The organism is Streptomyces sp. Je 1-4 4N24 (assembly GCF_026239515.1).
Taxonomy (GTDB): Bacteria; Actinomycetota; Actinomycetes; order Streptomycetales; family Streptomycetaceae; genus Streptomyces; species Streptomyces nigrescens.
This window is the reverse complement of record NZ_CP110836.1, coordinates 6,410,337-6,432,687: the sequence shown is the minus strand read 5'-3', so window position 1 is coordinate 6,432,687 and position 22,351 is coordinate 6,410,337. Positions and strand designations below refer to the sequence as shown.

General features: G+C 72.0%; 19 protein-coding genes and 1 pseudogene. 15 read left to right on the top strand and 5 right to left on the bottom strand.

Translation table 11 applies throughout. From position 1 onward, the window contains the following. Window positions 1-146: 146 nt before the first annotated feature. A pseudogene (ctaD, locus tag SLV14N_RS28080) lies at window positions 147-1,712 on the bottom strand (cytochrome c oxidase subunit I); the annotation flags it as partial. Window positions 1,713-1,839: 127 nt separating this feature from the next. On the opposite strand from ctaD, the gene SLV14N_RS28075 reads away from it, so the two are divergent. The 5 genes from SLV14N_RS28075 to SLV14N_RS28055 all read left to right on the top strand — a co-directional run bounded on the left by SLV14N_RS28075 (window position 1,840) and on the right by SLV14N_RS28055 (window position 6,520). Then, on the top strand, window positions 1,840-2,481 hold the full coding sequence (locus SLV14N_RS28075) for an RNA polymerase sigma factor (RefSeq protein ID WP_262041544.1): 642 nt from the start codon (window positions 1,840-1,842) through the stop codon (window positions 2,479-2,481). Then, window positions 2,474-3,505, top strand: coding sequence for a CU044_5270 family protein (locus tag SLV14N_RS28070; protein WP_208684597.1), 1,032 nt, complete (start codon window positions 2,474-2,476; stop codon window positions 3,503-3,505). Before SLV14N_RS28075 ends, SLV14N_RS28070 begins: the two co-directional genes overlap by 8 nt. A 397-nt stretch (window positions 3,506-3,902) precedes the next feature. After that, complete coding sequence (proP, locus tag SLV14N_RS28065) at window positions 3,903-5,438, top strand: glycine betaine/L-proline transporter ProP (RefSeq protein ID WP_263271588.1); 1,536 nt, start codon at window positions 3,903-3,905, stop codon at window positions 5,436-5,438. A 147-nt stretch (window positions 5,439-5,585) separates the two neighbouring features. Beyond that, on the top strand, window positions 5,586-5,918 hold the full coding sequence (locus SLV14N_RS28060) for an antibiotic biosynthesis monooxygenase (protein WP_018087982.1): 333 nt from the start codon (window positions 5,586-5,588) through the stop codon (window positions 5,916-5,918). Window positions 5,919-5,986: 68 nt separating this feature from the next. Next, window positions 5,987-6,520, top strand: coding sequence for a GNAT family N-acetyltransferase (locus SLV14N_RS28055; protein ID WP_263271586.1), 534 nt, complete (start codon window positions 5,987-5,989; stop codon window positions 6,518-6,520). Between the two features lie 23 nt (window positions 6,521-6,543). On the opposite strand, the gene SLV14N_RS28050 is transcribed toward SLV14N_RS28055, so the two are convergent. After that, window positions 6,544-8,622 (bottom strand): MFS transporter, encoded by a 2,079-nt coding sequence (locus tag SLV14N_RS28050; protein ID WP_263271585.1) that lies wholly within the window; start codon window positions 8,620-8,622, stop codon window positions 6,544-6,546. A gap of 305 nt (window positions 8,623-8,927) precedes the next feature. On the opposite strand from SLV14N_RS28050, the gene SLV14N_RS28045 reads away from it, so the two are divergent. Both SLV14N_RS28045 and SLV14N_RS28040 read left to right on the top strand, forming a co-directional pair. After that, complete coding sequence (locus tag SLV14N_RS28045) at window positions 8,928-9,944, top strand: peptidoglycan-binding protein (RefSeq protein ID WP_263271583.1); 1,017 nt, start codon at window positions 8,928-8,930, stop codon at window positions 9,942-9,944. 174 nt (window positions 9,945-10,118) lie between these two features. Next, window positions 10,119-10,781 (top strand): HAD-IA family hydrolase, encoded by a 663-nt coding sequence (locus tag SLV14N_RS28040; RefSeq protein WP_263271581.1) that lies wholly within the window; start codon window positions 10,119-10,121, stop codon window positions 10,779-10,781. A 64-nt stretch (window positions 10,782-10,845) separates the two neighbouring features. Here the strand turns inward: SLV14N_RS28040 and SLV14N_RS28035 are convergent, their stop codons facing one another. Together SLV14N_RS28035 and SLV14N_RS28030 are read right to left on the bottom strand one after the other, a co-directional pair. Continuing rightward, entirely contained in the window at window positions 10,846-11,427 is a 582-nt protein-coding gene (locus SLV14N_RS28035; RefSeq protein WP_208684585.1) for a TMEM165/GDT1 family protein, read from the bottom strand. A 179-nt stretch (window positions 11,428-11,606) separates the two neighbouring features. Then, on the bottom strand, window positions 11,607-12,365 hold the full coding sequence (locus SLV14N_RS28030; RefSeq protein WP_263271579.1) for an ABC transporter permease: 759 nt from the start codon (window positions 12,363-12,365) through the stop codon (window positions 11,607-11,609). A gap of 208 nt (window positions 12,366-12,573) precedes the next feature. On the opposite strand from SLV14N_RS28030, the gene SLV14N_RS28025 reads away from it, so the two are divergent. The 8 genes from SLV14N_RS28025 to SLV14N_RS27990 all read left to right on the top strand — a co-directional run bounded on the left by SLV14N_RS28025 (window position 12,574) and on the right by SLV14N_RS27990 (window position 21,897). Beyond that, a complete protein-coding gene (locus tag SLV14N_RS28025) occupies window positions 12,574-13,218 on the top strand; it encodes an HNH endonuclease family protein (RefSeq protein ID WP_263271577.1) in 645 nt (214 codons plus the stop codon). Window positions 13,219-13,354: 136 nt separating this feature from the next. After that, complete coding sequence (locus SLV14N_RS28020; protein WP_208684581.1) at window positions 13,355-15,079, top strand: alkaline phosphatase D family protein; 1,725 nt, start codon at window positions 13,355-13,357, stop codon at window positions 15,077-15,079. Between the two features lie 207 nt (window positions 15,080-15,286). Next, window positions 15,287-17,335: an FAD/NAD(P)-binding domain-containing protein gene (locus SLV14N_RS28015; RefSeq protein ID WP_263271576.1), complete on the top strand. Its 2,049-nt coding sequence runs from the start codon at window positions 15,287-15,289 to the stop codon at window positions 17,333-17,335. A gap of 79 nt (window positions 17,336-17,414) precedes the next feature. Continuing rightward, the gene (locus SLV14N_RS28010) at window positions 17,415-17,876 is read left to right on the top strand and encodes a DoxX family protein (RefSeq protein ID WP_263271575.1); all 462 of its coding nucleotides are present in this window, start codon (window positions 17,415-17,417) and stop codon (window positions 17,874-17,876) included. A gap of 362 nt (window positions 17,877-18,238) precedes the next feature. Next, window positions 18,239-18,892 (top strand): DedA family protein, encoded by a 654-nt coding sequence (locus SLV14N_RS28005; protein ID WP_263271573.1) that lies wholly within the window; start codon window positions 18,239-18,241, stop codon window positions 18,890-18,892. A 136-nt stretch (window positions 18,893-19,028) separates the two neighbouring features. Further along, window positions 19,029-19,610: a GNAT family N-acetyltransferase gene (locus SLV14N_RS28000; RefSeq protein ID WP_263271572.1), complete on the top strand. Its 582-nt coding sequence runs from the start codon at window positions 19,029-19,031 to the stop codon at window positions 19,608-19,610. Between the two features lie 254 nt (window positions 19,611-19,864). Then, window positions 19,865-21,058, top strand: a complete 1,194-nt coding sequence (locus tag SLV14N_RS27995; RefSeq protein WP_263271570.1) for a class I SAM-dependent methyltransferase — start codon at window positions 19,865-19,867, stop codon at window positions 21,056-21,058. Between the two features lie 182 nt (window positions 21,059-21,240). After that, window positions 21,241-21,897: a nucleoside/nucleotide kinase family protein gene (locus SLV14N_RS27990; protein ID WP_208684569.1), complete on the top strand. Its 657-nt coding sequence runs from the start codon at window positions 21,241-21,243 to the stop codon at window positions 21,895-21,897. On the opposite strand, the gene SLV14N_RS27985 is transcribed toward SLV14N_RS27990, so the two are convergent. Next, window positions 21,860-22,270, bottom strand: coding sequence for a hypothetical protein (locus tag SLV14N_RS27985; RefSeq protein WP_208684567.1), 411 nt, complete (start codon window positions 22,268-22,270; stop codon window positions 21,860-21,862). The genes SLV14N_RS27990 and SLV14N_RS27985 overlap by 38 nt on opposite strands. Between the last annotated feature and the right edge of the window lie 81 nt (window positions 22,271-22,351).

Sequence of the window (22,351 nt, the reverse complement as noted above, 5' to 3'; positions counted from 1 at the left end):
CGCAGCCCTCCGCATTCCTCCGTCCCACCCCGTTCCCTCGGCTTTCTGCATTTGTCCGCCCCTCCGCCTTCCCTCGCTCATGTGCGTGCCCCGATTTCGGTGGGGGCGGCGTCCTCGGCAGCCGCCATGGCTTCGATCTCGCGTGCGATCTCCGGGTGGTGCAGGTCGAACGCCGGGGATTCGGAGCGAATACGCGGCAGCGTACGGAAGTTGTGCCGCGGCGGCGGGCAGGACGTCGCCCATTCCAGCGAACGGCCGTATCCCCAGGGGTCGTCCACCTCGATCTTCTCGCCGTACTTCGCCGTCTTCCAGACGTTGTAGAGGAACGGCAGGAGGGAGAGTCCGAGGAGGAAGGAGAAGATGCTGGAGAGGGTGTTCAGCGTGGTAAATCCATCGGCGGCGAGATAGTCGGGGATACGGCGCATCATGCCTTCCGCGCCGAGCCAGTGCTGGACGAGGAAGGTGCCGTGGAAGCCCACGAACAGCGTCCAGAAGGTGATCTTGCCGAGCCGCTCGTCCAGCATCCTGCCGGTGAACTTCGGCCACCAGAAATGGAACCCGGAGAACATCGCGAAGACGACGGTACCGAAGACCACGTAGTGGAAGTGCGCCACGACGAAGTACGAGTCGGAGATGTGGAAGTCCATCGGCGGCGAGGCCAGGATCACACCGGTCAGACCACCGAACGTGAAGGTGATCAGGAAGCCGATCGCCCACAGCATCGGCGTCTCGAAGGACAGCGAGCCCTTCCACATCGTGCCGATCCAGTTGAAGAACTTCACACCGGTGGGCACCGCGATCAGGAACGTCATGAACGAGAAGAACGGCAACAGCACGCCGCCCGTCACATACATGTGGTGCGCCCACACTGTGACCGAAAGACCGGCAATCGAAATCGTCGCCGCAATCAGACCGATGTAACCGAACATCGGCTTCCGGGAGAACACCGGAATGACCTCGGAAATGATGCCGAAGAACGGCAGCGCGATGATGTACACCTCGGGGTGGCCGAAGAACCAGAAGAGGTGCTGCCAGAGCAGTGCGCCACCATTGGCCGCGTCGAAGACATGCGCACCGAATTTACGGTCCGCCTCCAGCGCGAACAGCGCCGCCGCCAGCACCGGGAAGGCCAGCAGCACCAGCACACCGGTCAGCAGCACGTTCCAGGTGAAGATCGGCATCCGGAACATCGTCATGCCGGGCGCCCGCATGCAGATGATCGTCGTGATGAAGTTGACCGAACCGAGGATCGTGCCGAAGCCGGAGAGCGCCAGACCCATGATCCACATATCGCCGCCGATTCCGGGGGAATGCACCGAGTCGGAGAGCGGGGCATAGGCGAACCAGCCGAAATCTGCGGCTCCTTGAGGCGTCAGAAAACCACCGACCGCGATCAGTGAACCGAAGAGGTAGAGCCAGTAGGCGAACATGTTCAGCCGGGGAAAGGCGACATCGGGCGCACCGATCTGCAGCGGCATGAGCCAGTTCGCGAATCCGGCGAACAGCGGCGTCGCGAACATCAGCAGCATGATCGTGCCGTGCATCGTGAACGCCTGGTTGAACTGCTCGTTCGACATGAGCTGGTGGCCGGGACGAGCCAGCTCGGCGCGCATCACCAAGGCCATCAGACCGCCGAGGCAGAAGAACGCGAACGCGGTGACCAGGTAGAGCGTGCCGATGGTCTTGTGGTCGGTGGTCGTCAGCCACTTCACGGGAAACTTCATGCCCGGTAGGTGTCCGGAGCCCTCGCGATCCTCACTGCCCGCGGGGACAGGGCGGGGTGGGAAGTTTCACCCCGGAGGGTGTGAAGATCGGGGCCATGCCGGACACCAAGGGTTCATGAGCACGGACGACGCCTTCGCCGAGGCCTATCGCGCGCACTACTGGGCGGTCAGCCGCTTTGTGGCGCGGCGGCTGGACGGGCAGGCACTTGAGGTCGAGGAAGTGGTGGCGGAGGTCTTCTCCATAGCCTGGAGACGCCGCGCCGAGCTTCCCGACGCGCCGCTGCCCTGGCTGTACGGGGTGGCCCGGAACTGTCTGGCCAATACGGTGCGGGGGCTGGGCCGTTACCGGCGGCTGCTGCACCGGCTCGGCAATCACGAGGCGGCGCACCGCCGGCAGACCGTGGACAGCCCGGACGCCGAGCGGCCCGGTTCCTGGGTGCACGAGGCGCTGGCCCGCCTCTCCCCCGCCGACCAGGAGGTGCTGCGGCTGACGGCCTGGGAGGAACTGACCATCGAGGAGCTGGCGGTGACCCTGGGGTGCGGCCGGAGCGCGGCGGCCATGCGGCTGCACCGGGCGCGCGGCCGGCTCCGTACCCAGATCGAGCGAATGCGCCGGCGCGACACCGCCCGGCCCGAGGCGCCCCCACCACGGCCCGACGCGCCTCCCGCGCCGGCACCGGCGCCGCGCCCGGCCACTCCCCGCCCCCTCTCCCCCCACCCCGTACCGACCCGAGCGGGAGGCCGCCGCCATGACTGACGAACTGGAGCTGCTGCGGCAGGCCGACCCCGTCTCCGCCGACGAGGGACCCTGGCGCGACCGCCCCCTGACCGCGCGGGCGGAGGCCCGTCTGGCGGCGCTCACCACCGGTGCCGTGCCGCCCGTCCGCCCGCGTCCCGTGCGCCGGCGCCGTCTGCTGATGGGCCTGACCGCCGTGTCGGCGGCCGCTGTCGCCGCCCTGGTGCTCACCTTCTCCGGCGCCGGCAGCAGCCCCGCCGTCGCCGCGCCCGCCGCCCTCCCCCTGCACGCCGACGCACCGTCCGTGTCACTGGACGTGCTCGCCCGCAGGGCGGAGGCCAGGGCGCGGACGGCGGCCGCCGAGGACGGGCCGCGGCGGGGCAGCCATCTGCAGAGCTGGTACATGAGCATGGAGACAGGCCCGGACGCCGCGCCCCCCGTGACCGTGCCCGAGGAGCGCATCACCAGCTGGAACGACGACGGCAGCGGCTCGGAGCTGGTCGTGGCCACCGACCCGCGGCACCCGGGCCGTCCGGTGATCCACGACAACGACGGCGAGTGGCAGACCGTGAGCGACGGCAAGGTCCTGCACCGCAAGACCTATCCGGCGGGCTCCGAGGCCCGGCACAGCGGGCTGGCCGGCCGTACGAAGCCCCCGACGGACGCCGAGGCGCTGCGTGAACAGCTGTCGTGGCTGTACGGCGGGGCGGGCGGCACCAGCACGACGCCGCAACTGCTGTCGGCGCTCTCCTCGTTCCGCCAGGAGTGGACGCCGGGGCCGCGGGAGACGGCCGCCCTCGTCCGGATGCTGGCCGGTGCGGACGGTCTGCGGCAGGCGGGGGTGGTCACCGACCGGCTGGGCCGGCGCGGGCAGGCGTATGTGTACGACGGCCCGGACGGCGCAACGAATTCCACCCGCCAGATGGTGATCCTCGATCCGCGTACCGGCGAACTCCTGGGCCTGGAGATCACCTTCACCAAGGACGAACCGGAGTTCAGGATCAAGTCGGGAGAGGTCATGTCGTACGAGGCATGGATGCCGTGAGACGTCGGCGGCCCGGGGACGGAGCGGCGCACCGGGCCGCGCCCCCGACTGGCGGGGCGGGCGGTCATGACTGATCCTTGAGGGAACGCGACGATCCACCTCGGCGCGGCGGTGCAGTGCGTCCGCCGCGCCGTTTCCCTGCCCGGCGCACTCCGCTCCGGCGCGTGGCACACGTCACAACCAGCCGATGGTTGCAGCAGAACTTCGCGATATGGATCACAGGACGAGGGGTCGCAAACTGCTCCCCGAATGGGAGTTTCCCCTGCAAGGAGCGGGTATACGGCCGACTGCGCGGTCGTCCGCGCACTGTCCGTGATGATCCGGTCTGCCCCTATGGTCGACCTTTGCCCGTCGCGTCATGACGGGCCGCGCCCGCCTCCCCACGGCGGGCAGTGTCATGTTGTCGTCCAAGAGAGCGCAGGCGAGCGAACACGTGCCGACGCAGTCCCCCGTCGCACCCGGCCCCCGTCACCCCGCCGGCAGTCGAGCCGACGCCGCATCCGGTCTCCGGAAGGACCGCGGGGCGGATCCCGCGCAGCACTCATCGGGCGAGGTGACCGTCGTCGATCCCGCGATGGTCAAGCGTGCGGTCTCGGCCGCCGCGCTCGGCAATGCGATGGAGTGGTTCGACTTCGGCGTGTACAGCTACATCGCGGTCACCCTCGGACATGTCTTCTTCCCGTCCGGGAATCCGACCGCGCAGTTGCTGTCGACGTTCGGAGCGTTCGCGGCGGCGTTCCTGGTGCGCCCCATCGGCGGCATGGTCTTCGGGCCGCTCGGTGACCGGATCGGCCGGCAGAAGATTCTCGCCATCACCATGATCATGATGGCGGCGGGCACCTTCGCCATCGGCCTGATCCCGTCCTATGCCTCCATCGGCGTCGGCGCACCGATCCTGCTGCTCGTCGCCCGCCTGATACAGGGCTTCTCCACCGGTGGTGAATACGGTGGCGCCTCCACCTTCATCGCCGAGTACGCGCCGGACAAGACGCGCGGATTCCTCGGCAGCTGGCTGGAGTTCGGCACCCTGGCCGGCTACGTCGGCGGCGCCGGCCTGGTCACGCTGATGACCGCGCTGCTGTCCACCGAGGACCTGCACTCCTGGGGCTGGCGCATCCCGTTCCTGATCGCCGGACCGATGGGCATCATCGGCCTCTACCTGCGGATGCGGCTCGAAGAGACCCCGGCCTTCGCACAGCTGGAGAAGGAGGCGCGGACGAAGGAGAAGGCGCGCCGCGAGGTCGAGAAGCGGATCGGCATCCGCGAGATGATCTTCGGTCAGTGGCGGTCGCTGCTGCTGTGCGTCGGGCTGGTCCTGGTCTTCAACGTCACGGACTACATGCTGCTGTCGTACATGCCGAGCTATCTGACCTCGGAGCTGAAGTACGACGAGACGCACGGGCTGCTGGTCGTGCTGGCGGTGATGGTCCTGATGATGGCGGCCCAGCCGTTCGCGGGCCGGCTCACCGACCGCTTCGGCCGCCGTCCGGTCATCGCCGCGGGCTGCCTCGGCTTCCTGGTGCTGTCCGTGCCCGCCCTGCTGCTGATCCGGCAGGGGTCGCTGGCCGCCATCGCGGTGGGTATGGCCGCGCTCGGACTGCTGCTGGTCACCTTCACCGCGTCGATGCCGGCCACGCTGCCCGCGCTGTTCCCGACCAAGGTCCGCTACGGCTCCCTGTCGATCGGCTTCAACGTCTCCGTGTCGCTCTTCGGCGGTACGACGCCGCTGGTGGTCACCGCCCTGATCGGCGCGACCGGCAACAAGATGATGCCCGCCTACTACATGATGGCGGCGGCCGTGATCGGCGGCATCGCCGTCCTGCTGATGTCGGAGAGCGCCCGTAAGCCGCTGCCCGGCTCCCCGCCGGCCGTCGAGACCGAGGCGGAGGCGGAGGAGATCCGCCGCGCGGCCAAGGCCGACGCGACCGTCTGACACCCGCCAACTGCCCGCACCCATGCGCCACAGGGCCCGGCCGGACACTTCGACGCTCGTCGACACTTCCGGCCGGGCCCTCGGCGTTCCCCGGATTCCCCGGCCCTGACCTGCGCCCCTGCGGCACCGTGCGGCACGATGGTCGGCATGAGCATCGTGAAGATCAATGTACTGACCGTGCCCGCCGAGCAGCGCGAGGTCCTGGAGAAGCGCTTCGCGGCGCGCGCCGGCACCGTGGACTCCTCGGACGGCTTCGAATGGTTCGAGCTGCTGCGCCCCGTGGAGGGCACCGACCAGTACCTCGTCTACACCCGGTGGCGGGACGAGGAGTCGTTCCAGGCGTGGATGGAGGGCCCGATGAAGGCCGCGCACCAGCAGGGCGGCGGCGCCGAGGGCGGGGAGCGGCCCAAGCCCGCCGCGTCCGGTTCCACGCTGTGGTCCTTCGAGGTGGTGCAGCAGGCCGGGCCGAAGCAGGGCTGACCGCCGCCTGGCGGCGTCACCCGGAAATGCGTTGCGCGGCGCACCGGACCGGCCGCGACAATGGCGCCATGAGTGACGCCGCCACCCTCCGTCTCCCCTGGGCCGTCTCCGCCGAAGCGGCCGGTTCGCCGGACGCCGAAGCGTTGTTGCGCGAGTACTACACCGAGGTGGCCGACCGCTACTTCGCGCTGCACGAGGACCGGCATTCGACGCCGGAGGAGATCGAGGAGGGGCTGGCGGAGTACCCGACCGCCGATCTGGCACCGCCGGGCGGTGTGCTGCTGGTGGCGCGCCACGGCGAGGAGGTGGCGGGCTGTGCCGGGGTGCGGCTGCTGGACGCGCGCACCGCGGAGCTCAAGCAGATGTTCGTACGGCCCGCCCGGCGCGGGATGGGCGGTGCGGGGGCGCTGCTGCGGGCCGCCGAGACGGCCGCGGTGCGGCTGGGCGCCGAGCGGCTCCGGCTCGATACCCGGCTGGATCTGGTGGAGGCCGTCGCGCTCTACCGGCGGCACGGCTTCCTGGAGATCGATCCGTACCACGACGACCCTTATGCGGAGATCTTCTTCGAGAAGCGGCTGGACGGGGACTCGTTGACGGCCTAGTTCCAGCTACCCGCCGTCCGTGCTCACTTGGCCAGGTCCGGCGGCTGGGGCGTGGGCGGGTGGGTGCGGGGCAGCGGCGGCCGGGCGTCGCCGTTGTGCGGCTCCTCCGCGTCCGAGCCGCACAGCTCCGCCGTCAGCTCGTGGACGAGTTCGGTGAGATCGGTGGGCCGGTCCCTGGTCCACCAGTCGCCCAGCATCTCCGCGAGCGACTGCTGACGGGCCGCCGAGAGCCGCTCCGCGGTGTCCCGTCCGGGCCCGGTGAGCAGCAGCAACAGCCCCTCGCGGGTGGCGAGTCCGCGTTCCTCGATCTGGCGGACGCTCTCGGAGATCACTCCCAGCGGCACGGTGCTGCGTTCGGCGAGCAGTCCCGGTTCCACCGAGCCGTAGCGGTGGATGCGCAGGATCAGCCAGGCGGCGGCCGGTTTGAGGTCCAGTCCGGCCCGTGCGGCGATCTTCTCGTAGATGTGCTTACGGCCTTCCCGGCTGCCGAGGATGGACAGGGCGCGGGCGACCTCGTCGCGCGAGGACCGTTCGACGGGGTTGGAGGACAGCACCTCGCTGGTGTCGGGCGCCGTGACACTGCTGCGCAACGGCTCCTCCTTGAGGAACCAGGCCAGCACGAAGGCGACCAGGACGACGGGGACGGCGTAGAGGAAGACATCGGTGATGGAGACGGCGTAGGCGTCGAGGACGGCGGTGCGCCGGCCGGGCGGCAGCTGCGCGACGGTCCGCGGGTCCTCGGCGATCCTGGAGGGGTCGATGCCCGGCGGCAGTTGCTGTCCGGCGAGGGCCTCCGCGATCCGCGTGCCGAGGTTGCCGGCGAAGACCGTGCCGAAGAGGGAGACGCCGAACGCGCCGCCGATGGAGCGGAAGAACGTGGCGCCGGAGGTGGCCACGCCCAGGTCCTTGTAGGGCACGGCGTTCTGCGCGATGAGCACCAGCACCTGCATGACCAGGCCGAGCCCGAAGCCGAAGACGAAGAAGCAGGCGCTCATCTCGGCGACACCGCTGCCCGGGTCGAGCCGGTGCAACAGCAGCAGACCGAGCGCCACGACACCGGTGCCGGCGATCGGGAAGACCTTGTAGTGGCCGGTGCGGCTGACGATCTGCCCGGAGCCGGTGGAGGCCAGCAGCATGCCGAACACCATCGGCAGCATGTGCACCCCGGACAGAGTCGGGCTGACGCCCTGTACGACCTGCAGGAACGTCGGCAGATAGGTCATCGATCCGAACATCGCGAAGCCGATGACGAAGCCGATGACGGCGGTGAGCGAGAAGGTGCGCAGCCGGAACAGGCGCAGCGGCAGCACGGGTTCGGCGGCCCGGCGCTCGATGACGAGGAAGGCGCCCAGCAGGACGACGCCGAGCACGCCGCACCCCACGACCTGCCAGGAGGCCCAGGGGTAGGTGACGCCGCCGAACGAGGTCATCAGCACGAAGCAGGCGGCGACCGCGGCGATCGTCGCGGTGCCCGAATAGTCGATCCGGTGCGGGGTGCGGCGGCGCGGGATGTGCAGCACGGCGGCGATGACGGCGAGCGCGACGATGCCGACGGGGACGTTGATGTAGAACACCCAGCGCCAGCTGAGGTGGTCCACGAACAGCCCGCCGAGCAGCGGGCCGAGGACGCTCGAACTGCCGAAGACGGCACCGAACAGGCCCTGGTACTTCCCCCGTTCGCGGGGCGGCACGATATCGCCGACGATCGCCATGGACAGCACGATCAGCCCGCCACCGCCCAGCCCCTGGAGGGCCCGGAAGGCGATCAGCTCACCCATGTTCTGCGCGATACCGCACAGCACCGAACCGATCAGGAAGATCACGATGGCGGTCTGGAAGAGCTTCTTGCGGCCGTACAGGTCACCGAGCTTGCCCCAGAGGGGTGTCGCGGCCGTCGAGGCCAGGAGGTAGGCGGTGACGACCCAGGAGAGGTGGTTGAGGCCGCCGAGGTCGCTGACGATGGTGGGCAGCGCGGTGGCGACGATGGTCTGGTCGAGCGCCGCGATGAGCAGGCCGAGCAACAGCGCGCCGATCGCGGCGAGGACCGTCCGCCGGGACCGGTCCTCGACGGGGACGGCCGGAGCGCCGGTGTCCTGCGCCATGAGCGTCTCCCTCCGTTCCGGAGCGTCCCGTGCGGTGCCGGGGCCCGGAGCGTCCCGTGCGGTGCCGGCCGTCCGTCCCGTCCCGGGTCACCGCCGGCCGCCCTTCCCGTTGTTGCGTCCCTGCTTCGGACTTCTTCCATCCTGGGTGGTTCCGCCGGATATGGCCCGCCGAGTGACGGCCGGTAACGGGGGTCGCCCGGGGGGCACCTGGGTATGCCGGGCGGATGTCTTCGAGCGCCTGCGCGGACCGGTGCGGCGTCTGGATAATCGCTGCCGGTTCGATGCCTCCAGGGAGGGGAACACCCGTGACGGCACAGACCTGTCCGCACTGCTGCGCCCCCGTACGCGGCGGCGGCCGGCCGAGCTGCCTGTGTGCGGCGGTCGGGGCGGACGACTTCGATCCGCTGCGCATTCGGCCGTACGTGTCACTGCCCGACGGGGACAGGGACGGGGAGGCCGATGACGACGGCGGGGACGATCACGGCGGGGCGGGCGGCACCGGCCGGGACGACCTGCTGGACTTACCCGGGGTGGACGCGGCGGTGCACCTCGCCGACGGCCCGTCGGCCGCCACCGGGCCGCCGCCCCTCGCTCCCGCTCCCCTGGCCGCCGGACCCGCCGAACCGCTGGCGCCCCGGATGCGGCGCCGCCCCGGCCCGGCCTCCCGGACGTTCCGCGCATCGGAAAAACCGGAGAAGGAGCCGGCGGAGGAGCCCACCGGCCGCTCCCCCGCCTCCCTTCGCCGCAAGCGCGCCCTGACCGCCGTACTGCTGACCGCCGGGGCCGCGGTGGCCGCCACGGCTGTGCTGATCGGCCCCGACGCCCTCTCCGGCGACACCCGGACCCGGGCCGTGGCGCCCGGCCGCGGCACCGCCTCCCCCAGCGCCGCCCTCCCCGCCGGCGGCACATCCGCCCCCGCACCGAGCGGCCTCGCTTCCCCCACCGCGACCCGCTCCCCGTCGCCCGACGCGACCGCCCCCGAAGCCACCGCGCGGCCCTACCGGACACCGGCCCCGCGTCCCCCCTCCCCCACCCGGGCCACCGGCAGCGTCTCGGGCTCCCCCGCCACCCACGTCCCCAGCGCACCGCCCACCGGGCCGCTCGTGCTGCGTGAGGGGGCCGGCGGCCCGGAAGTGCGGGAGCTGCAGGGGCGGCTGCGGCAGCTGGCGGTGTATCCCGGCCCGGACGACGGCCGCTACGACGCGGACGTACGGGACGCCGTATCGCGCTACCAGCGGGCCTACGGGGCGGCGGGTGATCCGGACGGCGTTTACGGCGCGGGGACCCGGGCGTCACTGGAGTCCCGGACGCATGAGCCGTAACCGTCGCGGGCAGCGCGCTGACCTGCCTGGTTGTCGCCGGCCGCTCCGTTTTGTATCGTGAAGAAACAAAGTGGTTCCGCCCGCACTCCCTGACCGGCGGGCGGGACCGCTCTGTTCTTCCGCACGGGTGCGATCCGCACCGTCCGTACGCCCGTAGCGCCCAGGAGCCCGCCGATGACGGCCATCACCACGCTCACCGCCCGCGCCCTGCTGCTGGACATGGACAGCACGATCGTGAACTCCGAAGCCGTCGTCGAGCGCTGCTGGCGCCGCTGGGCGGCCGAGCAGGGGCTGGACGCGGACGAGGTACTCCAGGTCGTCCACGGCCGGCAGGGCTGGGCCACCATGGCCGCGCTGCTCCCGGACCGCCCGATGGAGCTCAACCTGGCGGACAACCGCCGGATGCTGGCGCAGGAGACCGCCGATATGGACGGTGTGGTGCCGGTTCCCGGCGCACCCGCCTTCATGGCTTCCCTCGCCGCCCTCCCGCACGCCCTGGTGACCTCCGCCGACATCCCGCTCTCCGACGCCCGGATGGGCGCGGCCGGACTGACCGTGCCGGCCGTGCGGATCACGGCGGAGAACGTGAGCGCCAGCAAGCCCGACCCGGAGGGCTTCCTCAAGGGCGCCGCCGAGCTGGGTTTCGCCCCCGAGGACTGCCTGGTGTTCGAGGACTCCGAGGCGGGCATCGAGGCGGGCCGGGCGGCCGGGATGCGGGTGGTCGGCGTCGGCGACCGTGCCGCCGCGTTCGCCCCCACCGTGCAGGTGCCCGACCTCACCCGGGTCCGCGTCGAGGCGTCGGCGGACGGCCTGATCGCGGTGCACGTCACGACCTGAGCGCGACTTCGGGGCTCCTCCGAAGGGGCGGGCCCCGACGGCGGCCCGTCCCTTCGGCCCGTCCTCAGCCCGCGATCGCCTCGTACAGGCTGAAGCCCGCCAGCAGCAGCATCACACCCGCCGCGATCTTGGTGATGAGCTTGAGCGGCACATACTTCATCAGCGTGCGGCCGCCGAGGATGCCCAGGCCCGCCACGGCCCACAGCGCCAGCACGGCGCCGACGCCGACGGAGAGCGGGTCGTCGTAACGGGCCGCGAGGTTGGCGGTCATGATCTGGGTCAGATCACCGAACTCGGCGACCAGGATCATCATGAAGCCCGCCCCGGAGACCTTCCAGAAGCTCTGGTCGGCGGGCTTCTTCACCTCTTCCTCGTCCTCGCCCTTCCTGAACAGCAGCACGGCGGCGCCCGCAAGGAAGAGGACACCGACCACGCCCTGTACCAGGCGGTGCGGGAGCAGGGTCAGCACGCTGCCCGCGGCGATCGCGAGGGCGACATGCACCAGGAAGGCGGCGGCCACACCGGCGAAGACATACGAGGCGCGGTAGCGGGTGCCGAGCATCAGACCGGCGAGGGCGGTCTTGTCGGGCAGTTCGGCAAGGAAGACCACGCCGAAGACGACGGCGGCGACGGTGAAACTGAACACGGGGTGGGATACCTCGATCGGTCGGGCCGCACCAAAGGGCCCGGGAAAGGGGTCGCTTCGGCACGGCAGCGTCAAACACTGCGGCCGAAGGTCTCGCTGGCGCGGCACTGCTGCGTACCACGCTCCGGGCGCCGGCTCGCCACTACGGGCGGGCAGTATGTCGACGGTCCGGCAGAGAGCTACTCCCCTTCTGCTGCCGTCAAGGGTACGCGGTGCAGTCTTCCGCGCGCGACCAGCTCCAGCACCACCGCACAGGCCGTCGCCTGCACCGCCAGCAGGGCCACCAGAACGAACAGCTGCACCGCACCGGCCTGTACGGGCGAGGCCCCGCCCAGCAGCATGCCGACGAATGCGCCGGGCAGTGTGACCAACCCCACGGTCCGGGTCTGATCGAGCCCCGGCAGCAGGGCGTCCGACGCGGCCGGCCGGGCGACCTCCATCCGTGCGTCGCGGTCGGGCAGCCCCAGCGCGAGACCCGCCTCGAACTCGCCGTACCGCATCTCCAGCTCGTCCAGCGCCCGGCGTCCGCCCAGGACGGTGGCGGTCAGCGCACCGCCGATCAGGATGCCGGTGACGGGGATGAGCACGAGCCCGCGCGGCGGCACCAGGCCGGTGAGCAGCAGCAGAGCGACGACCGGGACGACGCCGACGGCGATCGGTGCGGCGGCCCACCACCAGCTGCGGTTCCGGGTGATCCGGCGCCCGGCGGTCCGTACCGCCACCGCGAACATCAGCACGAGAAAACCCAGCAGCCAGGAAAGGGCGTGCACCACCCAGCCGATGAGGTAGGAGACGGCGGCCAGTTGGGCGGCGGCACGCAGTCCGGCGACGGCGATCGCCCGGCCGTGGCCGAGGCGGGCCAGTGCGGCGACGGCCACGGCGGCGATCAGCAGGACGACGAGGACGATCCCGAGAGTGATGTTGACCGGCAGCAGCACGCGCTCACTGTAGGGGTGTCATGGGGGGCGCGTACGCCGGAGCACGACAACCGGAGCGCCGTTGTGCATTTATGGCGCCCTGTCAGCCCTTGAAGTGACGTGGGCATGTCGTCACCCTGTTACCTGGTGCCCACCCCATGGAAACCCCACGCCGACACCATGGGCGACGCACCGCACGTCAACTTCCCCCCACATTTCGGGAGTTTCGATGAAAAAGGTCTACGCGCGTCGAGTTTCCCTCGCCGCGGGTTCGGCCGCGGCCCTGGTCTGCACGCTGGCGCTCAGCTGCCAGTCCGCCCAGGCGGCACCTCCCAGCCCGCCGGACGCCGGTACCGCCCGGACGTACCTCGCCGACATCAAGGAACAGGCCGAGGGCCCCCAGGACGGCTACAGCCGCGACAAGTTCCCGCACTGGATCGACCAGGACAAGAACTGCAACACCCGCGAGGTGGTGCTCAAGCGCGACGGCACGGACGTGCAGCAGGACGACAGCTGTGCGGCGAAGAGCGGCAAGTGGGTCTCGGCCTACGACGACGCGACCTGGACCGACGCGGCCGACCTCGACATCGACCATGTCATCCCGCTGTCCGAGGCCTGGAAGTCCGGCGCCGCCCAGTGGACCACCGAGCGGCGCAAGGAACTGGCCAACGATCTCACCCACTCCCAGCTGATCGCCGTCACCGACAACCTCAACCAGGAGAAGGGCGACAAGGACCCGGCGAAGTGGCTGCCGCCGAAGACCTCGTACCACTGCGAGTACGCCCGGATGTGGGTGTGGGTGAAGCATGAGTACGGCATGACCGCGGACTCCGCCGAGAAGGCCACGCTGAAGAAGATCCTGGACGGCTGCTGAGCCCCGCTCCTCAGAGGTGCCGAACCCACGCGCCCGTCGGCCGGAAAATCACCGGCCGGCGGGCGCGCCGCCGTCCCGGTCACCCGCCGCGCCCGCTGTGCTCCTATCCTCTGACCACGACGAGGGGAGGCACCCGATGGCCGGACTGCGCTTGGGACCGCTGCTGCGGTATGTCGACGCGGACAGCGCGACGGTGTGGGTGGAGACCGACGGGCCGTGCGTGGTGCACGTCCGCTGCGACGACGGGGCCGGCGGCGCGCAGCACACCTGGCAGGTCGCCGGGCACCACTACGCGCTGGTCCCGGTGACCGGTCTGACGCCCGGCAGCGAGACGCCCTACCGGGTCCTGCTGGACGACACGCAAGAAGTCTGGCCGCTGCCCGACAGCCGCTTCCCCGCGAGCACGATCCGTACGCTCCCCGCCTCCGCCCAGGAGCCCCTGCACTTCGCCTTCGGCTCCTGCCGCTGGTCCGCGACGCCCTCGAACGCGGCGCACGACCCGGTCGGCCCGGACGCCCTGGACACCCTCGCCGCCACCCTGGCCGCCGGTTCCGGGCGGCAGCGCCCCGATGTGCTGCTCCTGCTGGGCGACCAGGTCTACGCCGACCAGACCTCCGAGGCGACCGCGCAGATACTGGCCGGGCGCCGCGACCTCACCGAGCCGCCGTGGAAGCAGGTCGCCGACTACGAGGAATACACCTACCTCTACTACGAGTCCTGGCTCGACCCGGAGGTCCGCTGGCTGCTGTCCACGGTCCCCAGCTGCATGATCTTCGACGACCACGATGTGATCGACGACTGGAACACCTCGGCGTCCTGGCTGACCCGGATGCGCGCGACCCCGTGGTGGCGCGAGCGGATACTCGGCGGGCTGATGTCGTACTGGGTGCATCAGCATCTGGGCAATCTCTCGCCCGCTGAACTGGCCGCCGACGAGCTGTACGCGCAGGTGCAGTCGGTGCCGGACGCCACGGAGCTGGTGCGGGAGTTCGCGGCCGGTGCGGACGCCGATGCGGCGCACGCCCGCTGGAGCTACCGCCGCGACTTCGGCCGGGTGCGCCTGGTCATGATCGACACCCGGGCCACCCGCGTCCTGGACGAGAGCAACCGCGCGATGCTCGACAAGACCGAGGGCGAATGGCTGCGGCAGGCGGTGCTGGACGGGCGCGGCAGCTACGACCATCTGCTGCTCGGCAGTTCGCTGCCCTGGCTGCTGCCGCATCTCATCCATGCCGGGGAGGGCTGGAACGCCGCGCTGTGCGCCGGTGAACGCGGCCCCCGCTGGGCCCGCAGGAGCGAGCGGCTGCGCCAGCGCGCCGACTTGGAGCACTGGTCGGCCTTCCCCGGCTCGTTCACCGCGCTCACCGAGCTGATCGCCGAGGCCGGCTCCGGCGCCCACGCCCCGGCGACGGTCTGTGTGCTGTCCGGGGACGTCCACCATGCCTATGTGGCGGAGCCGCACTGGCGCGGTGCCGGTCCGCACCCCGCGAGCCGGGTGCTCCAGCTGACCTGCTCCCCCGTCCACAACAGCATTCCCGGCTCGCTGCAGGCCGGTTTCCGCTTCGGCTGGAGCCGGTCCGGCCGCTGGCTGGGCAAGCTGCTGGCCCGGCACGGGCGGCTGCCCCGGCCGGCGGTGAAGTGGCGGCGCACGGGCGGTCCCTGGTTCGGCAACCAGCTGATGACGCTGACGCTGGCGGGCCGTGCGGCGCGGCTCGCCCTGGACCAGACCCGCCGGGAGAAGCAGGGCGGCGTCCGGCTCGTCACGGTCTGGCGTGCTGCGTTGACCGATGCGCGAGTTGGCGGGGAATCCGGCGGTGCGGGCGGTCCGGCAGCGGGCACCGAACGGCCGAAGTCCGGATGATGCGGGCGATCCGGCGTCCGTGACCCTCCGGCCGGGCACCGGAGGCCGGGCGTCCGGCCTGCAAATCCACCACATGTTTTTGCCCACCCCGGTGCTCCGCCACCGGTTCGGGCGGTGATGATGGGGCGCACGTTTGCTCGTCGCCCGACTTCCCGGGCGTCCGTGCCCGTACGGGCCGGCCGTCCGCCGCCGCAGGGAGAGCTCCTCTTGGCCGCCGACCACCTCGCCGACCACCGCCCCCGGCCCGCCCTCGCGCTCGTCGGCGCCGGGCCGCGCGGGACGAGCGTGCTGGAGCGGATCTGCGCCTCGGCCGCCGAACTGGCCCCGGGCTCCCGGCTGACCGTCCATGTCATCGATCCCGCCCCGCCCGGCGCCGGCCAGGTGTGGCGCACCGCCCAGCCGCCCGAGCTGCTGATGAACACCGTGGCCTCGCAGGTCACCCTGTTCACCGACGACAGCGTCGAGTGCGCCGGCCCGATACGGACCGGGCCGAGCCTGTACACCTGGGAGGGGTGCGAGGTCGGCCCGGACGACTATCCGGGGCGCGCGCTGTACGGCCGCTATCTGGAGTGGGTCTTCCGCCACACGGTGCGCACCGCGCCCGAGGAGGTGACGGTCGTGACGCACCCGGCCTGCGCGGTGCGGCTGGCCGAGGCCCCCGACGGCTCGCAGTCCCTCACCCTCGACGACGGCCGGACGCTGCACGGCCTGGGGGCGGTGGTCCTCGCCCAGGGCCATCTGCCGGTCGTTGCGGACGCCGAGCAGCGGCGGCTGGCCGACTACGCCGCCGGGCACGGGCTGCGCTATCTGCCGCCCGCCAACCCCGCCGATCTCTCCGCCACCCTGGAGGCACTGCCGCCGGGCCGTCCGGTACTGCTGCGCGGTCTCGGCCTCAACTTCTTCGATCACATGGCGCTGCTGACGACGGCCCGGGGCGGCCGGTTCGTCCGCGACGCCGACGGGACGCTGACGTATCTGCCGTCCGGCCGTGAGCCCCGGCTGTACGCGGGTTCCCGGCGCGGCGTCCCGTACCACGCGCGCGGCGACAACGCGAAGGGCGCGCACGGCCGTCATCTGCCGCTGCTGCTCACCCCGGACGTGATAGCGGCCTTCCGCAAGCGCGCGGACTCCGGTGAACTGCCCGACTTCCTGGCGGAGGTCTGGCCCCTGGTGGCCAAGGAAGTGGAGGCGGTCTACTACGAGGCGCTGCTGGCGCGGCGGGCCGCGGACGATGCGGCGGGCCACCTCTTCCGGGAGCGCTTCCGGCAGCGCTTCCTGGGCAGCGCGCACCGCAGCCCCGAAGAGGCCGCCGCCCTGGAGGCGTTCGGGATCGCGCCGGGCGAGCGCTGGGACTGGGACCGGGTCTCCCGGCCGCACGCGGAGCGGTCGTTCACCGGCCGCGCCGCCTTCCGGGAGTGGCTGCTGGACCATCTGCGGGAGGACGTCGCACACGCCCGCCAGGACAATGTGTCCGGTCCTGTCAAGGCCGCCCTGGACGTACTGCGGGATCTGCGCAACGAGCTGCGGCAGATCGTCGACCACGGCGGGCTGGCCGGCGCGTCCCGCCGCGACCACCTGGACCGCTGGTACACCCCGCTCAACGCCTTTCTGTCCATCGGGCCGCCGCGGCGCCGGATCGAGGAGATGACCGCACTGATCGAGGCCGGGGTGCTGGAGGTCATCGGCCCCCGGATGACCCTCCGGCTCGGCTCCGCCGACGGCCACGAGCCCGGTTTCACGGCCCATTCGCCGGACGTGCCGGGCTCCGCGGTGACGGCGACGGCGCTGATCGAGGCGCGGCTGCCGGAACCGGATGTCCGGCGTACCGCGGATCCGCTGCTGGCCCGGCTGCTGGCCGAGGGCGGCGGCCGGCCGCACACCGTGGACGGCTACGAGACGGGCGGGCTCGATGTGACACCGAGCCCGTACCGCCTCATCGAGGCCGACGGGCGGCATCATCCGCGGCGGTTCGCGGTCGGGGTGCCGACGGAGGGGGTGCACTGGGTGACGGCGGCCGGGGCGCGTCCCGGAGTGGGGTCGGTCACCTTGGCCGATACGGATGCGGTGGCGCGGGCGGCACTGCGGGCGGCGGTTGAGGGCCCGGGCCGGGGCCGGGCCATGGGCGCGGGCATGACCTCGGCGAGCGGCACAGGGGCGGGCAGGGCCTCGGCGAGCGGCGTGGTTCCGGCGGCAGGTGTGGTTTCGGCGACTGGTGGGGCTGCTTCCGGCCAAAGATCCCATTTGGCCAGAGGTTGAACTTGCAAGTACAGATTAGGTGTCCCTAACCTGTGCCCTTCACGGTTACGTCGTCCCCAGAAACCGTAGGAGTCCCCACATGTCACCGCTCACCTCGTTCCTCCAGAGATCCACTCCGCACGCGCTCGCGCTCTTCCGCATCGTCATCGGCCTGCTCTTCGCCTGCCACGGCGCATCCTCGCTCTTCGGCGTCCTCGGCGGTGCCATGGGCCAGGGCGGCACCGTCCCCACCGGCAGCTGGCCGGGCTGGTACGCCGCGGTGATCCAGCTGGCCGGCGGCCTCCTGGTGATGCTCGGCCTGGGCACCCGCGCCGCCGCGTTCATCAGCTCCGGCTCGATGGCGTACGCCTACTTCTCCGCGCACCAGGGCTCGGCGCTGTGGCCGATACAGAACGGCGGCGAGGCCTCCGCGATGTACTGCTGGGCGTTCCTGCTGCTTCTCTTCACCGGCCCCGGCTCGTGGGCGCTCGACCGGGTCTTCTTCGGCGACCGCGACCAGGAGGCGGCCCCGTCCGCTCAGCGGGAGCCCTCCGCCGCCTGACGCACCACTTCCCGGCGCGGGGCCCGGGACATCCCGGCCCCGCCCCGCACGGCCCGTACGGCATCTCCGCCGTACGGGCCGTGCCACTTCCACGGACGACGGAGAGGCCGGACGGCGGAGAGGCCAGACGGCGGAGGCCCAACGAGGCCGGACGGCGGACGCGCCGAACGAAGACCGGCGTCGGCCATTCCCGGCTCACCCGGCATAGCGCGCATGGCGGGCGACTCGTACGCAATGCCGCTTCCCACGCATCCCACCCCCGCCCTTTCGGCCACCGCGGCCAGGCGTACGCTGTATGGCTGTAGAGCCGCCCCTGCCGCACCGAGCGACGTCGCGGCGGGGTTCGGACCGGGAGAAGGACGTTGCTGGAGAGCCTGGGGTCCCTCGGCGGCACCCCTTGGGTGTATGTGATCGTCAGCCTCTCGATCGTTCTCGATGTGTTCGTCCCGATTCTGCCCAGCGGGGTCCTGGTGATCGCCGCGGCCACGACGGCGGCCGGCACCGGCACGGCGGCGGACGCGGTCGGCGGTGTCCATGTCACCGCCCCCGTCCACACGGGTGCCCACCTGGCCGAAATCTTCTCCCTGGTGCTGTGCGCGGCCACCGCCTCCGTGCTCGGCGACATGGTCGCCTACCGGCTCGCCCGGCGCGGCGGCGAGCGCTTCGACCGCGCCATCGGCCGCTCCCGCCGGCTGAGCACGGCACAGGAACGACTCGGTACGGCGCTGACGCGAGGCGGCGGCGGCATCGTCGTCCTGGCCCGCTTCGCCCCTGCCGGACGCTCCGTGGTCAGCCTGGGCGCCGGTGTCGCGCACCGTACGGTCCGCGAGTTCCTCCCCTGGTCCGCACTGGCCGGTTTCGCCTGGGCGTCCTACAGCGTGAGCCTCGGTTACTTCGGCGGACACTGGCTCGGCACCTCCTGGATGAGTACCGCCCTCTCTGTCGTCGCCCTCTTCGCCGCCGGATCGGCCGCCGCCTTCCTGATGCGCCGCCCGGACCGCCGCACCGCGCACTGACCGGCCGCTGACGGGCGCCTGCCGACGGCCGCCCGCCGACGGTCTGTTGTCGACGGCTGTTGTTGACGGCCCGTTGTCGACGGCGGAGCGCAAAACCCTTGGCCGTTTGTCAGAGGCCGGTGCGACGATGACGGATATGAGCGGCACTCACGCATCCCACGGCTCGCACGAGACCGGCGACAGCGGATCCGGAGACCCGGCCGTGGCCTCCGGCCCCTGGCGCCCCCGCCCCGAGACCACCGCGGACACCGCGGCCGTCCGCCGGATCCACCTCGCCGCCTTCGAGACGGCCGGGGAGGCCGATCTCGTCGACGCGCTGCGCCGCGACCCGTCGTCCTGGCTGCCGGGGCTGTCCTATGTGGCCGACGCGCCGGACGGCACCCCGGCCGCCCATGCGCTACTGACCCGCTGTCATGTCGACGAGGCCCCCGCCGTGGCGCTGGCACCGTGCGCGGTGCTGCCCGGGTACCAGAAGTCCGGTGCGGGCGGTGCGGTGATCCGGGCGCTCTTGGAGGCCACGCGGGCGGCCGGTGAGCGGACCGCGATCGTGCTTGGCCATCCGCCGTATTACCCGCGCTTCGGATTCGTCCCGGCCGTCCGGTTCGGCATTCTGCCCCCGCAGCCCTGGCCGGACGAGGCCTTCATGGCGCTGTCCCTGGACGACTCCACACCCCCGCGCGGCACGGTGCGCTACGCCGAAGCCTTCGGCATCGACTGACCTCGGCCGGTCGCTGGGCGCCACGGCACGGCTGCGCCTCCTGGCTGGGCGCGCCACCGCGGGGGCCGCCCGCTCCCTCCCTCCCGCCTCGGTGCGGGCCGAGGGCGATCCCAATACGGAGTAAAGTCAACCGACACACCACTCCGCCCACCGTCTCCTGCGAGCGCTTCGTGCTCCCCCGGCGCCGGACCGGCGCCGCCCCGAGGGCGGCACCCCTGGGAGGGGCTCCCACCACACACACGAGGCACACTTCGGTGAATCACCCGCCGGTCGTCGAATGGACCGAGGGCGACCAGCCCCGCTCCGCCCGTTGGCGCTCCGAGAACGGCGCCCCGCCGCCACGCCGTATCGTCATCGCGGACGACCGGACCAAGGCCGACGACGCCTACAAGCTCGCCTGCGAGGGCACCGCGCTGTTGTGGCGCGGCGACTTCCACAACGCCCGTCAGCTGCTGACGGCGATGGCCCGCCGTATCGACCGCCGCCCCCGCAAGACGCCGCCCGCCGATGTCACCCAGGCGTTCCATGTGCACCGGGCCGCGCAGAATCACCGTGCCCGCATCCTGGGCATGCTGCTGGTCCCGCTCGACGCGACCCTCGCCGTCCCGCTGCACCGCGCCCCCGACGTCCGCGAGGCCTGCACCCGGGCATACGGCCCCGGCGAGGCCGTCGGGGAAGCGTCCGCCGCCGCGGACGGCCCGGACCCGACCACCGCCCTCGTCTCGCTGCGCGAGCTCCTCGCCCTGATCGGCGCCAACGAATGGCGCAAGAAGGGCGTCGAGATCCCGGCGCTCGGCGGCGACCGGATCCATCCGCACTACGGCGTCTTCTCCCCGGCCCGCGGCGAATACGTCGACCTGGTGGCCGAGGCGCCGCTGCCCTCCGAGGAGCTCGCGTTCGACATCGGCACCGGCACCGGCGTCCTGGCCTCGGTGCTCGCCCGGCGCGGTGTGCGCAGGGTCGTGGCCACCGACCAGGATCCGCGGGCGCTGGCCTGTGCCCGCGAGAACACCGAACGACTGGGCGTCGCCGGGCAGGTGGAGGTCATCGAGGCCGATCTGTTCCCGGCCGGCCGCGCCCCGCTGGTCGTCTGCAACCCTCCATGGGTGCCGGCGAAACCGACCTCCCCCGTGGAGCACGCGGTGTACGACCCGGGCAACCGCATGCTGTACGGCTTCCTGAACGGCCTCGCCGGCCATCTGACCCCGGACGGCGAGGGCTGGCTGATCCTCTCCGACCTGGCGGAACACCTCGGGCTGCGTCCGCACGCCGCACTCCTCGACGCCTTCGCCGGGGCCGGCCTCACGGTCCTGGGCCGGCTCGACATCACCCCGCGCCATCCGCGCGCCCGCGACACCTCGGACCCGCTCCACGTGGCCCGCGCCGCCGAGGTCACGTCCCTGTGGCGCCTGGGCCTCACCAACCGGACTGCACCCGACGCTCGTTGAGCGCCGCCCGAGCGGTCATCTGACCTGCGGTCGCGCCTTCAGGGGTGTCTTACGACCGGAACGCGGCTCCGAGCGCCGCCGCCGAGGCGACCGTCGAGGCTCGGCCCCGGCCGGGGGGGGCACATCCGGCCGGGGGGCACATCCGGCCGCCGGCGCCGCCGATCGGGCACGATGGACGCACCATGGATCCCCGGCATCTGTTCTCCCGCGCCCGCCGGCTCGCCGATTCCGCGACTCCCGCCCGGCGCCGGCTGCTCGGCATCACCGGCCCGCCCGGCGCCGGCAAGTCCACTCTCGCCGCCCACCTCGTGGCGGAACTGGCCGGGCGGGCGGCGCTCGTCCCGATGGACGGCTTCCATCTCGCCGAGGCGGAGTTGCGCCGCCTGGGCCGTACGGACCGCAAGGGCGCGCCGGACACCTTCGATCCGGCCGGATACGCGGCACTGCTGGCGCGCCTGCGCGACCCGGAGCCGGACAGCGCCGTCTACGCCCCGGCGTTCGACCGCCGTATCGAGGAACCGGTGGCCGGCAGCATCCCCGTGGCACCCCACATCCCGCTCATCGTGACCGAGGGCAATTACCTCCTCCTGGACTCCGCGCCCTGGTCGCGGGTCCGCGCACTGCTCGACGAGGTCTGGTACGTGGACCTGGACACCCCGGAGCGGATCCGGCGACTGGTCGACCGCCATGAGCACTTCGGGCGCCCGCGCGCCGACGCCGAGCGGTTCGTCCACGCCTCGGACGAGGCCAACGCCCGTGTCGTGGCGGCCACTCGCGACCGCGCCGACCTCGTCGTCACCTTCACCCCCGAAGAGGCTCTGCCGCCCGGGGGCGCCTGACCTCCTGCCGCCCGCCCGCCAGCAGCCCGGCCACCGACAGTGCGCCCCACCCGACGGACACCGCCACCGCCGCCAGCTTCCGGTCGCGGCCGGGCAGCGTCACACCGAGCAGGACCGCATCCCCGAAGTCGGCCGCGATCCGCACATACGCGGCGGTGCGCAGCGCCGGGCCGTCCGGAGCCATCGCCATGGCCAGCCCGCTCACCGCGTCCCGCCAGGCCAGCGGGCGCAGCGAGGTGCGCGTGGCCCGGCCGGTCCGCCCCTCCTCATCGACCAGCCCCGAGGGCCGTGCCAGCAGATCGGGCACCGCGGCCACCGCCGCCCCGTAGACCGCCGTGGCGACCCCGACCGCACGCAACAGAACGACCTTCATTCGCCGTCCACCTCTCCTCGCCCATTCGCCACTCGCCCACCGGTCACACGAGCCTCAGCACACTCATCCGTCTCCTCAACT

Excerpts from the sequence above, each read along its gene's own strand:
- SLV14N_RS28075 (WP_262041544.1), top strand. The coding sequence starts at position 1,840 with ATGAGCACGGACGACGCCTTCGCCGAGGCCTATCGCGCGCACTACTGG.
- SLV14N_RS28070 (WP_208684597.1), top strand. The coding sequence starts at position 2,474 with ATGACTGACGAACTGGAGCTGCTGCGGCAGGCCGACCCCGTCTCCGCC.
- proP (WP_263271588.1), top strand. The coding sequence starts at position 3,903 with ATGTTGTCGTCCAAGAGAGCGCAGGCGAGCGAACACGTGCCGACGCAG.
- SLV14N_RS28060 (WP_018087982.1), top strand. The coding sequence starts at position 5,586 with ATGAGCATCGTGAAGATCAATGTACTGACCGTGCCCGCCGAGCAGCGC.
- SLV14N_RS28055 (WP_263271586.1), top strand. The coding sequence starts at position 5,987 with ATGAGTGACGCCGCCACCCTCCGTCTCCCCTGGGCCGTCTCCGCCGAA.
- SLV14N_RS28050 (WP_263271585.1), bottom strand. The coding sequence starts at position 8,622 with ATGGCGCAGGACACCGGCGCTCCGGCCGTCCCCGTCGAGGACCGGTCC.
- SLV14N_RS28040 (WP_263271581.1), top strand. The coding sequence starts at position 10,119 with ATGACGGCCATCACCACGCTCACCGCCCGCGCCCTGCTGCTGGACATG.
- SLV14N_RS28025 (WP_263271577.1), top strand. The coding sequence starts at position 12,574 with ATGAAAAAGGTCTACGCGCGTCGAGTTTCCCTCGCCGCGGGTTCGGCC.
- SLV14N_RS28020 (WP_208684581.1), top strand. The coding sequence starts at position 13,355 with ATGGCCGGACTGCGCTTGGGACCGCTGCTGCGGTATGTCGACGCGGAC.
- SLV14N_RS28010 (WP_263271575.1), top strand. The coding sequence starts at position 17,415 with ATGTCACCGCTCACCTCGTTCCTCCAGAGATCCACTCCGCACGCGCTC.
- SLV14N_RS28000 (WP_263271572.1), top strand. The coding sequence starts at position 19,029 with ATGAGCGGCACTCACGCATCCCACGGCTCGCACGAGACCGGCGACAGC.
- SLV14N_RS27990 (WP_208684569.1), top strand. The coding sequence starts at position 21,241 with ATGGATCCCCGGCATCTGTTCTCCCGCGCCCGCCGGCTCGCCGATTCC.
- SLV14N_RS27985 (WP_208684567.1), bottom strand. The coding sequence starts at position 22,270 with ATGAAGGTCGTTCTGTTGCGTGCGGTCGGGGTCGCCACGGCGGTCTAC.